The organism is Gordonia sp. NPDC057258 (assembly GCF_042668985.1).
Lineage (GTDB): Bacteria > Actinomycetota > Actinomycetes > Mycobacteriales > Mycobacteriaceae > Gordonia > Gordonia hongkongensis.
The window spans coordinates 1-10,818 of the sequence record NZ_JBHUXZ010000063.1 but is presented as its reverse complement, the minus strand read 5'-3'; the positions used below and the strand labels follow the sequence as shown (position 1 = coordinate 10,818).

The following is a 10,818-nucleotide window of genomic DNA, read 5'->3' as shown; positions in this document are numbered from 1 at the left end:
CACACCGAACGGAGGTGCCACCGACCTAGAACATCCCGCACAGGGTGGGGACTTTTACCTGGCCACCAGCGGGGACATCAAACTGGCCGTTGACAACCGCCTCGAGCTGACGCGCCTCGTTCTGATCCGCGGCTGACACCCGCACGTACGCCACCCGCTGCCCACGCGCATGCGAAGATCGGCGAGCCGGCTTCGGATCTGGCTTCGGCTTTGGCGTTACCTCGATGACGTTCTCCGAGTCCGTCGACTCCACCCGAAAGTTCCAACCCAACTCATCCCGACGACGGAACCGAGTCCGCACCTTCCCGCGGCTGACGATGAGCACCTCCTCGCCACCCGAACGATTCAGCAACGTCCCGATCCGATCAGCCATGAGGGGACCCTTTCGCCCGGAATCTGTATCAATAGATCCTAGACCCCCCGGGAGAACGTTTCATAAGTATCAAACTAGACCCTGTGACACAGCAGCGACTGCCGGCGGCGCATCGTCCCGCACGGGTGTACCCCACCAGGACGTTGCCCGTTCACGGCCGGATCACCTGCCTGCCTCACCCCTCCCACTGCGGTAACATCGCTCGATGCCTTCCGCGACATTTAAACGCGCCGATTCCCGCTACTTCGCTTCCAGCCTAAGCGAGGGCACAACCCATTCTGGAATTGACACGTTCGAGGGGCCACTTGGCATTACAACCGAGGGAAATAAAGGAGAACGAAGCAACAAGATAGTGCAGCACATCTTTAACGGTCCGAACACTGATCTACTCCTTATTGAGCTTCTAAACTTCCTATACGTAGAAAACAGCTACGCTGACACATCCGACAGCAATCCTTCATACGCCAACTTGCGCAAGCGCGTACTGGACCCTCGAGGCATATCGCTCACCGAGAGCGGGTACACCCTGCCAGATGGTCGGGACGTTGACGACCTTCGTGCATCCAACGGCGCCCTTGAAAATGAGCGCTCCGCAGTCTCTAAGCCGGTTACAGCCATACAGTCCCCTGACACGCCAATTGAGAATAGAGATCCCGCCAAGATATTTATAGTTCACGGCCGAGACGCACGTCCGCTTGTTGCCCTTAGAACATATCTATTGTTTCTGGGGCTTCATGACATCTCGTGGTCAGAGGCAGTAAAACTGACCGGGGAACCCCAACCGCACACTTACGATATTGTCCGTGCCGGAATGCTGCATGCCTCAGCCACGATCGTAATTTTCTCCCCAGACGACCTCGCCCGAGTTAAGGACGAATTCTCCGAGACCGGAGATCCGGATCGAACCCCTCAAGGTCAAGCTCGACCGAACGTACTTCTGGAAGCTGGAATGTCATTCGCCATGGCCCCCGAGCGCACGATATTTGTCAAGAGCGGGCCGTCCAGGGAAATTTCAGATATCGCCGGGTTCAACTGGATCAAGCTCGACGGAAAGTGGGACAGTCGGCTCGATCTCAAGTATCGACTAGAAACCGCTGGCGCTTCCGTTAGGGCAGGAACATATGACCTTCAAGACCCGCTAGCTGGACCCTTCATGGTCCAGTAGTCCACTTCCGCCGATAATGTCATATTCCGTCATGCTTGCTGGTCAGTGGGCGACCGATTGCCGCTGACAGCGCGGACTGCGTGTGCGGTCATTTTCGGTGTGACGTCCGAGGAAGGTTCGCTCCCCTCGACGCCGTGGTCAGTCGAGAGTCCGGTCAAGCCCCGTGTGGTGGTGTAACTCGTTTCTGATCCTTCGCTTGCGGTCAGGCGGGGAGTTGCATCAGGTCATCGGTGCTCACCTCCGTCGGACTGGTGTGAGACAGCCGAAGCGGTGACAGTCCTCGTGGCCTACTGCCGCTGAATCCGAGCTACTCGCGGGCAGCGGTATGCGACTGAGTCGAAATGACGTGGGCGACGGGCCACGTCTTGCTGAGGTCGGTCAGGACCAGGTCGGCTCGGAAGCCTTCGGTCAGCACGCCACGGTCGTTGAGACCGACACAGGCGGCCGGGCCTGAGGTGATCAGCCGCACGGCGTGCGGGAGTGAGAGGACACCGTCGCGCACAAGTCGCACTGCGGCTGGGAGCATCGAGGAGGGAAGGTAGTCGCTGGCCAGGGAGTCGGCCACACCGGCGACGACGAGCTCGGCTGCCGAGACGTTCCCGGTGTGGGAGCCGCCACGGACGACGTTCGGGGCGCCAGCAACGACGAGCATGCCTCGGTCGCGGGCGGCACGGGCGGCGTCCAGGGTCGTTGGGAACTCCGCCACGGTGCAGCCGCGGTCGGCGGCAGCCGCGACGTCTTCCGGGGTGGCCAGGTCGTGGCCGAAGAGCCGGATGTGTCCGGTCCGGGCCAGGTCGCCCAGCCACGTGAGGGTGCGGTCGCGCACGGCGAGACGTTCGGCGCGGGTGCAACGCCACCGGTCGACGTGGTCGACCGCAGCAGCCTCGGCCATGCCCTCGTTGGTGATCAGCCACCGCTGCATGGTCGTGGGGTCGGCGAACTGCCCCTGCCCCGGTGTGTGGTCCTCGTGAGAGACGATCGGTACCCGTGCGTGTGGGGGATCATTCGGTGTGGTGATGCTCCGACGCGTTTCAGAATCCGCGGAGTCGTCGAATGCGGCCAGCTCCGTTGCGAGCAGCGTCCGGCCGTACTCGCAGCGGGCGTCCAACCGGTGCAAGACTTGGTGGTCGACCTGGGTGTCGTCAGCGTGACGCAGCGAATCGGACAATTCTGCCGCAGCGGGGGAACCGATCGTCGTTCCCACGATGGAGCGCTCCTGGAACGCAAGGCCATGGAAGGCGGTCGTGATACCTGCCGCGCGTAGACGGCCGCCCGCCGACATCAGTGCGAAGGCAGGGTCTAGGACGACGCCCGGTCGCGGCCGGGTCTCCCGCGCGAGGATGTCGGTGTGGACATCGACCAGGCCCGGCAGCAAGTGGGCGCCGTGGGCGTCCAGGGTGCAGCCGGCACCCGGCGGGTGTGGGCCCACCTCGGCGATCCGACCCTCGCGCACCACCACTCTTGCGTTATCCACCACCCGATGGGGCAGCACCGCTGTGACGTGGCCGATCACAAAATCTGTCGGCGTCCAACACGAGTTCCCAAAGGTCATGACGACACATTCTGACAGGGCCCTATGGCCGTCGCATGAACGCGGAAGCCATCGGCCGTTCACCGGCATCGGATGGTCGGACGGGGTTCACTCACCGTTCTCTCAACCCTAATCGCCCGTTCGTAAGTCCTCTATAGGTTTCGGGGTGTTCGACCAAGTCCTATAGAGGGGTTTCCATGATCGAGCTCGTCGAGGTGAGCAAGACCTACAAGGGGGGCGTGCAGGCGCTGCGCCGAACCGACCTGACGATCGAGGCCGGGCAGGTGACCGTGCTGCTCGGTCCTTCGGGAGCCGGCAAGTCGACGCTGCTGCGGTGCATAAATTTGCTCGTGCAGCCCACCACCGGGACTGTGCGTGCCGCCGGTCTCCCGGCACTGGACTCGCGCCGTGCATTACGACGGCATCGCCGGCGCACTGGCATGGTTTTCCAGCACCACCATTTGGTCCCGCGGTACACCGCGCTGCGCAACGTGCTGCTCGGCCGAGTCGGCTACCACAGTTTCTGGCACGGTCTCCTGCCCGCTGGTCGCGCCGACGAGCGCATCGCCCTCGAGGCGCTCGACCAGGTGGGTCTGCTCGACAACGCGCTCACCCGGGTCGACAATCTCAGCGGCGGCATGCAGCAGCGCGTCGGCATCGCCCGCGCACTCGCCCAACAGCCGCAGCTGATCCTCGCCGACGAACCGGTTGCCAGCCTCGACCCGGCCACCGCAGGCCGAGTGATGGCGCTGTTGCGCCGTGTCTGTCACGACAACGGCATCACACTCGTCGCCAGCCTCCACCAGGTCGACCTGGCCCTTGAGCACGCCGACCGCATCGTCGGCCTCGCACACGGCGAGATCGTGCATGACAGCCCCGCGTCCGATGTCACCGATGACGCCATCCGACTCATCTACGAAGGCGTCACTGAGGAACCCAACGGGGAATCCGACGGCGACGCCGTCACCAGTACTGTCACCGGCCACCTCGCTGCTGGTGTCCGCTGACCGGAAGCTGTTCGCATCACCCGAATCACATTCACCAGATCCTGGAGTTCTTCACAATGACCAGACCAGCCCGTTCCACAGTTGCCGCCCTGGCGGCGCTGATCTCTTTCGCGCTTGTTCTCACCGGCTGCGGCTCCGGCTCCACCTCCGAGCCTGCCGCCGGCGAGGTGCCTGAGACCCTCCGCGTGGCCCTGCTGCCCGACGAGAACGCGTCTCAAGTGATCCAGGACAACGAACCGCTCAAGGAATACCTAGAGGACGAGTTGGGCGTCGAGGTCGAACTCATCGTCACCACCGACTACTCCTCGATGATCGAGGCGATGACCCGCGGCCGGTTGGACCTGGCCTACTTCGGGCCATTGTCCTACGTGCTCGCCCAGGAGCAGGCCGACATCGAGCCCTTCGCCGCGCTGCAGGAGGAAGAAGGCGCTGCCCCCACCTACCAAGGGGTGTTTCTCGCCAATGCCGACTCCGGCATCACCACACTCGACGACGTCGCTGGCAAGACCGTCGCGTGGGGAGACCCGGCCAGCACCTCCAGCCACCTGATACCCAAGGCCATGCTCGCCGAGGAAGCGGACCTGCGCGTCGACGACGGCGACTACGAAGAACAGCACGTCGGCGCCCACGACGCGGTGGCGCTGGCAGTGCAGAACGGCAACGCCGACGCGGGCGGCATGAGCCTGCCCATCTACGAGCGCATGGTCCGAGACGGGACCATTGACCCTGAGGTGGTCGTGACCGTCCAGGAGTCCGAGCCCTACTACAACTACCCGTGGACTATGCAGACGAATCTGCCCGAGGACTTCAAGGACAAGGTGCGGGCGGCGTTTTTAGAACTCGACGACGACGCCGTGCTCGAGGCGTTCGAGGCCGCCGGTTTCGGACCTGTGACCGATAAAGACTACGACGCGGTGCGCGACCTCGCGCCCCTGCTGGACATCGACCTGGCGGACTACCAGTGACCGCCGACACTTTGCCGGACCCCGTCGAGGAACGGCGGGAAGAACAGTACCGGGACATCTCCCGTCGGGTGTGGATTGGCTGGGGGCGCAACAGCGCCGCCATGGGCGTCGTCGGCGTCCTGGTGCTGGTGTGCGTCTGGGCGGTGGGACTACTCGACGGCGAACGGATGATCACCGGGCTGGCCGACATCGCCGACCTCCTGGGCGACATGTGGCCCCCGGACTTCACCCACATCAACCGGTGGTGGGGCCCACTGTGGGATTCGATGTCGATGAGTATCGCGGCCACCGCACTGGCGGTCCTGCTGTCGGTCCCACTCGCGCTGCTCGGGGCCCGTAACACCTCCCCGCACCCCACCGTCTACGCGGTCGCGCGCCTGGTCCTCAACACCCTGCGATCGGTGCCCGAGCTGATCATGGCGATCGTGTTCGTCGCCGCCGTCGGCTTCGGCGCCCTTCCCGGCGCACTGGCGCTGGGTATCCACTCCGCCGGCATGGTCGGAAAGTTCTTCGCCGACTCGATCGAACGCGCCGATCAAGCATCCGTCGAGGTCGCCCGCGCCGCCGGAGCCACCCGGGCACAAGTGATCCTGCACGGCATCCTGCCGCAGGTGCTGCCCCAAATGGCCGACGTCACCGTCTACCGGTGGGAGCTCAACTTCCGCGCCTCGGTAGTCGTCGGCGTCGTCGGCGCCGGCGGCATCGGATTCGAGCTGATCGCCGCCCTCCGCACCCTCCAGTACCAGGAAGTCTCCGCAATCCTGCTCGTCATCCTCGCCACCGTCACCGTGGTCGACGCCCTCGGCGGAGCATTACGAAGAAGGTTCCAATGACAAACGCGTCCGCGCGCCCGGTGGTCGTTCTCACCCACCGGGTGCATCCCCAGATCCTCGACATGCTCGGCCGCGAGTGCGACGTGGTGCCGAACCAGCAAGACGACAGCCTCCCGGCATCCGAACTGAAACGCCGAGTGGCACACGCCGACGGGCTGATGGCGTTCATGCCCGACCAGATCACCGCGCAGTTCCTCGACGGTTGCCCGCGACTGCAGGTGGTCGCCGGCGCACTCAAGGGCTACGACAACATCGACGTTCGCGCCTGCACCGAGCGCGGCATCTGGCTCACCCGAGTCGAGGACTTACTCACCGAACCCACCGCGGAATTGGCAGTCGGGCTGCTGATCGGCCTCGCTCGACACGTCGCGACCGGTGACCGCACCGTGCGAGCCGGTTTCCGCGGCTGGCGGCCGGTGCTCTACGGACGCACACTCGTCGGCTCCACGATTGGCATCGTGGGCGCCGGCGTACTCGGCCGGGCCGTGGCGCAAATGCTCTCCGGATTCAATCCCCGACTTCTCTACCACGACCCCGATCCGGTGCCGTCCGCAACCGCGGCGTCGATCGGTATGGAACGGGTGGAACTCGCCGAGCTTCTGCAGCACAGCGACTCCGTGGTGGTCTGCGCCCCCCTGACGGCGGACACACTGCACCTGCTCGACCACGAGGCGATGACATCGATGCGACCCGGAGCGCTGCTGGTCAACGTCGGACGAGGCTCAGTGGTGAACGAAGGCGCAGTGGCCGAGCTCCTGCGCAGCGGACACCTCGGCGGATATGCCGCAGACGTGTTCGAGTTCGAGGACCTCTCCCGACCCGACCGCCCCAGCGGCCTGCACCCGGACCTGATGGAACTGACGAGCCATACCCTCTTCACCCCGCACCTCGGATCTGCGGTCGCGACGGCACGCTTGGCGATCGAGGAACACGCGGCGAGATCCATCCTGCAATCACTCGCAGGCAAAATGCCCGACGGAGCCGTCAACGACCCGCGGAAACCGTCGACCTCCTCCGTTCCCGCAGTATGATCACGCCCATCAGCGACGCCGCACCCACCAAAACCAGTCCTCGGGTACCGGTGTACCTTTCCGCCGCCGACGCGCTCGCCGAGACAATTGCCAACCAGCCCGTCGGCACTCGGCTCCCCTCAGAAGACGAACTAGCCCGCATCCTGGGCGTCAGCCGGCTCACCGCCCGAGCAGTACTGACCGAGCTGGAGAGGCGCTACCTGGTGCGCCGCCGACAGGGCAGCGGCACCTTCGTGTCCCAACGCATCGACTACACCATCAGTCGACACATCCCACCGTCCTGGAGCGCAAGCGTCCGCAAAGCCGGATTCACCCCAGACGTTCGCACCACCGGATGGCGACTCGAGACCCCCCCAACCGAGATCCGTGGCCGCATGAAAGTCGGAGCACGCAGACAACTGCTCGCACTCTCCCGGAACCGATACATCAACCACGAGCTCGTCGGCTACGCAGACACCTACCTCGACCCCCAACTCGTCCCCGACCTACCCCAGATCCTCGGCCCAGCCGACTCATTGCACGACACCCTGGCCACCCACTACAAACTGGAACCCGAGCGCGGATGGTTCGGCGTCTCCATCGACCCCGCGCCACCCCACGTCGCCGAGCACCTCGAACTGAGCGGCCGCCCACCGGTCATCTCTATCCGGTCCCGCACCGATGCCGCCGCACGCAACCACCGCCCCGTGGAACTCACGATCTCCTGGCTTCGAGCCGACGTGTTCCGAGTCGAGGTCGACTTCGACACCACCTAATCAGGACGACAAACCCATCGCCCGCCCCGAATAGCCGCCAGGTCCTCAGCGCGGAGCAGGACGACCTCACCGTCGCGCCACACCCGCGGAATTATCGCAGGTAAACGGCAGTAACCGCAGCTACTGATACTTCCGTCATGTTAACGCCGATAATGTTGCGTTATGTCAGGTACTCCTGACGCGACCCGACTCTTGTGTCTGGTTATCCTGACACAGCGGGTCTACCCTATCGGCATGGGCTGGGTACACGAGAGCGCCACGCACTTGCACGAGGCGGCGTTGGTGCCGTTCTTCGAGGACGGGGCCGAGAGCCACGGGTCGACCATGGTCGACGGCGTTGACTACGAGATCGTCGGGACCGGCCGGCACCCGGACGAGGATCGTCGGCGGCCGTCGGCCGAGATCGTCGGCTGGCTGTTGTCCTGCAATTGCGCCCGGCGAACCAGCTCTGATGTGTCGACCTGGACCGATCCCGTCCAGTGGACGCGGGTGCCCTCAGCGTCCCTCGAGGACCTGGCCCGCCACCAGGTGTTCGCCCCCGACATCGACCTCGACGTCAACGTGCGGCCCGATGTCGCGGCGGCCGCCCAAGCATTGTGGCGGCGTGAGCATCTCGATTCGATCGACATCGACGACGAGATCCGGGCGGCCGTGGAGGCCCGCAGGGACGCCGACGCACTGCTCGACGCCGCGGTGGCCAAGGCCCGCCGGCTGGGTCGCTCGTGGGCCGACATCGGCGCGGCGACCGGCATGACCCGACAATCAGCCAACGAGCGCTGGAAAGACCGCACGTGAGTGCTGCCGGGCGAGTATCGTCTAATTCGATTCTGCCGCAGGTAGTTTCGAAATCTGATACTAGATATCATGTCGTCAGGACGGGCGTCGGCTGCCAGCACATGGTGACGGTGGTGCCGTCGGGTCCGGTGGTAAGCGCATGGGTGTCGCTGAGCGCAGTGATGAGTGCGAGTCCGCGGCCGCGGAAGCGCTGTGCGGGGCTGAGGTCCCAGGTGCCGGTGTCGGTGACAGTGATTTCGAGGGTGCCGCTGGGGCGGCGGCGGCTGCGCACGGTGACCGCGCCTGGCTCTCGAGCGTCTTTGTAGGCGTGTTCGGTGGCGTTGGCAATCGCTTCGTAGACGGCCAAGACGATGTCGGCGCGGCGTTCGGTGTCGGCCTCGACGGTTGCTGTCACCCACACGGTGAACAGTTCGCGCAGTCTGTGGGCGGCCTCGGCGGTGGCCTCGACCGATCGTTCGAAGTCACCGGTGGAGTCGCCATCGAGGTGCTGTGATGAGTCCACGCCGTCGTGTTTACCCAGTCGGGCTGCCGCTCATTCCGGTGGGTCTGGTCATGGCGGTGACGGCGTGGGCGAGGGTGGGGTAGAGGACGATTGTCTGGTCCAGGCCCATGAGCGTCAGCGGCCGCGACGTTGCGGGTGCGGCGGCCACGACTCCGAACAGTCCGGTCGGTGCGATCGCCTCGTGGGCGGCGACGAGTGCGGCCATGCCGGCCGAGGCCAGGAAGTCGGTGGTGGTCAGATCGATGATCAGGCCTCGTGGTTGTCCGTGCAGCGCGTTCGTCACCTCCTCGGACAGTTGTGGTGCGGTGAGAACGTCGATGCTGCCTTGGACGGTCAGGATCACCAGTTCTTCGTGCTGCGCGGAGACGATGGTCATCAATGCCCGGCCGGCGGTGTCTCCGCTGTCGTCAACGAACACGGCATCGGGGTTGTCTGGCTGCACGGTGACTCTCACTTTCACGGAAGGGGGTCACACGACTTGCTGAGTGACCCGGTCCCGACCGACTACATGATCACGGCTATCTCAACGCCATCCAAACCTAGTCCGCCGCCACCGACGGCGCGCGAAGGGTGAAGTGACCTTATGTCACACATCGTTCGCGTACCTCCGGTTATCTGCCGGTAGCGTGAAGGAATGCCGATCGCGTTGACTACCTTGTTTCCCGACGGTTCTGTTCCCGATCGCGAATGGGTCTTGGGCCAGTCAATTCGGTTCGATCCGGCTGCGGTGCGCGCACGCTTGCCGGATGCTGCGATGTGGCCTGACGAGCTCGACAGTGTGTCGGCGGGCAGTGGTCGCTATCGAGTGGTTTCGCGCCGCGATGTCTTTGAGGTCGCAGCCCGAGCGGTGCAGGACGGGTCGCCGATCGTAGCGGCGCAACTGCACGTGGCGTGTGTGGTGTGGGGTACGAGTCCGGGCCTGACGATGGTGCGGGCGCTGCGTCCCCTCAGCCAGCCCGACGCCGCGGAGAAGCTCGCCAAGGCTCTGGCTGTCGTGCGGACCGAGGGGCCGGTCAGCGCCTACAAAGCCCTCAGCGGGCGCAACCGGTTGAAAATCACCGGACTGGCGGCGGGCTTCTTCACCAAGTTCCTCTACTTCGGCGGGTACGACGCCAATGCGTTGACAGGCCGCCCACTGATCTATGACAGCAGGGTTGTAGACAGTCTGCGTCGAGTGACCACCGAAGAGTGGGAGATCGACGGCCCGGCTGACATGTACGGCCGTTACCTTGATTTGGCTGCGGACTGGGCCCACGACTTCGACACCACCCCGGATGTGATCGAACGAGCACTGTTCGGCCGCTGACAGCCCTCACCGCACTCCTTTTACATGAGCAATCCGCCCCGGGGGGTCTGGTCAGGTCTGGAAGCAACCGGCGATCGCTGGCCCGGTGAGCTGGCATCGGTTCCGGGCAGATCATTGCCCGAGACATGGTCGTTCGCTACGTTCGCGAGAGGGATCGACACCAGACTGTGCCGTTGTTGGGAGGATCATCGTGGCTGATCACGACGTGCGATTCAGCGCCAGTAGGGTGCGCGTTGCTGGCATCGACTTCGAGTTCGATGTCGCGATCGACGGGAGAACTCTCGGCACCCTTTACGTTTCTGAGGGCAATCTGCAGTGGCGACCCAAGCACGGGCAGAAGCGTATTCCGATCTCGTGGAAGGAATTCGCTGAATGGGCCGAATCGTAGCCCGCAGGAGAACCCCACGGGTCGCCGGCACCGGCAATGCGGACGGCCGACGAGTGCAGTTATGCCTGCTTCAGAGCCTGCTGAATTAGGGTCCAGCCTGGGTTGAGGTTCCTGCTGCGGGGATGTGTCGGTTCCGGGGTGTGGTCGTGGTGATCGATCTAGGTGGG

12 protein-coding genes are annotated in these 10,818 nt (G+C 64.5%); 9 read left to right on the top strand and 3 right to left on the bottom strand.

What is annotated here, in order from left to right:
- Positions 1-578: 578 nt before the first annotated feature.
- Positions 579-1,538, top strand: coding sequence for a TIR domain-containing protein (locus ACFUEJ_RS23900; protein ID WP_083229418.1), 960 nt, complete (start codon positions 579-581; stop codon positions 1,536-1,538).
- Positions 1,539-1,845: 307 nt separating this feature from the next.
- Here ACFUEJ_RS23900 and ACFUEJ_RS23895 read toward each other — a convergent pair whose 3' ends face one another.
- Positions 1,846-3,012 carry an alpha-D-ribose 1-methylphosphonate 5-triphosphate diphosphatase gene (locus ACFUEJ_RS23895; RefSeq protein WP_231632757.1) on the bottom strand — a complete coding sequence of 389 codons (1,167 nt, stop codon included), beginning with the start codon at positions 3,010-3,012 and terminating at the stop codon, positions 1,846-1,848.
- Positions 3,013-3,266: 254 nt separating this feature from the next.
- Here ACFUEJ_RS23895 and phnC point away from each other — a divergent pair, with 254 nt between their 5' ends.
- The 6 genes from phnC (at position 3,267) to ACFUEJ_RS23865 (ending at position 8,455) form a co-directional block, all read left to right on the top strand.
- A complete protein-coding gene (phnC, locus tag ACFUEJ_RS23890) occupies positions 3,267-4,076 on the top strand; it encodes a phosphonate ABC transporter ATP-binding protein (RefSeq protein WP_055476443.1) in 810 nt (269 codons plus the stop codon).
- Between the two features lie 56 nt (positions 4,077-4,132).
- Positions 4,133-5,041 (top strand): phosphate/phosphite/phosphonate ABC transporter substrate-binding protein, encoded by a 909-nt coding sequence (phnD, locus tag ACFUEJ_RS23885; RefSeq protein ID WP_055476442.1) that lies wholly within the window; start codon positions 4,133-4,135, stop codon positions 5,039-5,041.
- Positions 5,038-5,874 (top strand): phosphonate ABC transporter, permease protein PhnE, encoded by an 837-nt coding sequence (phnE, locus tag ACFUEJ_RS23880; RefSeq protein ID WP_055476441.1) that lies wholly within the window; start codon positions 5,038-5,040, stop codon positions 5,872-5,874. The genes phnD and phnE overlap by 4 nt, the downstream gene beginning before the upstream one ends.
- A complete protein-coding gene (locus ACFUEJ_RS23875; RefSeq protein WP_055476440.1) occupies positions 5,871-6,905 on the top strand; it encodes a phosphonate dehydrogenase in 1,035 nt (344 codons plus the stop codon). Before phnE ends, ACFUEJ_RS23875 begins: the two co-directional genes overlap by 4 nt.
- Entirely contained in the window at positions 6,902-7,660 is a 759-nt protein-coding gene (locus ACFUEJ_RS23870; protein WP_137809377.1) for a GntR family transcriptional regulator, read from the top strand. The genes ACFUEJ_RS23875 and ACFUEJ_RS23870 overlap by 4 nt, the downstream gene beginning before the upstream one ends.
- A 234-nt stretch (positions 7,661-7,894) precedes the next feature.
- On the top strand, positions 7,895-8,455 hold the full coding sequence (locus ACFUEJ_RS23865) for a hypothetical protein (protein WP_171011585.1): 561 nt from the start codon (positions 7,895-7,897) through the stop codon (positions 8,453-8,455).
- Between the two features lie 67 nt (positions 8,456-8,522).
- Here ACFUEJ_RS23865 and ACFUEJ_RS23860 read toward each other — a convergent pair whose 3' ends face one another.
- Both ACFUEJ_RS23860 and ACFUEJ_RS23855 read right to left on the bottom strand, forming a co-directional pair.
- The gene (locus ACFUEJ_RS23860; protein WP_055476438.1) at positions 8,523-8,957 is read right to left on the bottom strand and encodes an ATP-binding protein; all 435 of its coding nucleotides are present in this window, start codon (positions 8,955-8,957) and stop codon (positions 8,523-8,525) included.
- 10 nt (positions 8,958-8,967) lie between these two features.
- Positions 8,968-9,399 carry an STAS domain-containing protein gene (locus tag ACFUEJ_RS23855; protein WP_055476437.1) on the bottom strand — a complete coding sequence of 144 codons (432 nt, stop codon included), beginning with the start codon at positions 9,397-9,399 and terminating at the stop codon, positions 8,968-8,970.
- A 192-nt stretch (positions 9,400-9,591) separates the two neighbouring features.
- Here ACFUEJ_RS23855 and ACFUEJ_RS23850 point away from each other — a divergent pair, with 192 nt between their 5' ends.
- Both ACFUEJ_RS23850 and ACFUEJ_RS23845 read left to right on the top strand, forming a co-directional pair.
- Complete coding sequence (locus tag ACFUEJ_RS23850; RefSeq protein ID WP_068971513.1) at positions 9,592-10,263, top strand: hypothetical protein; 672 nt, start codon at positions 9,592-9,594, stop codon at positions 10,261-10,263.
- A 190-nt stretch (positions 10,264-10,453) separates the two neighbouring features.
- Positions 10,454-10,651, top strand: coding sequence for a hypothetical protein (locus tag ACFUEJ_RS23845; RefSeq protein ID WP_055476435.1), 198 nt, complete (start codon positions 10,454-10,456; stop codon positions 10,649-10,651).
- The last annotated feature ends 167 nt before the right edge of the window (positions 10,652-10,818 follow it).

Coding starts and splice junctions, on each gene's coding strand:
- ACFUEJ_RS23900 (WP_083229418.1), top strand. CDS start 579: ATGCCTTCCGCGACATTTAAACGCGCCGATTCCCGCTACTTCGCTTCC.
- phnC (WP_055476443.1), top strand. CDS start 3,267: ATGATCGAGCTCGTCGAGGTGAGCAAGACCTACAAGGGGGGCGTGCAG.
- phnD (WP_055476442.1), top strand. CDS start 4,133: ATGACCAGACCAGCCCGTTCCACAGTTGCCGCCCTGGCGGCGCTGATC.
- ACFUEJ_RS23875 (WP_055476440.1), top strand. CDS start 5,871: ATGACAAACGCGTCCGCGCGCCCGGTGGTCGTTCTCACCCACCGGGTG.
- ACFUEJ_RS23870 (WP_137809377.1), top strand. CDS start 6,902: ATGATCACGCCCATCAGCGACGCCGCACCCACCAAAACCAGTCCTCGG.
- ACFUEJ_RS23865 (WP_171011585.1), top strand. CDS start 7,895: ATGGGCTGGGTACACGAGAGCGCCACGCACTTGCACGAGGCGGCGTTG.
- ACFUEJ_RS23850 (WP_068971513.1), top strand. CDS start 9,592: ATGCCGATCGCGTTGACTACCTTGTTTCCCGACGGTTCTGTTCCCGAT.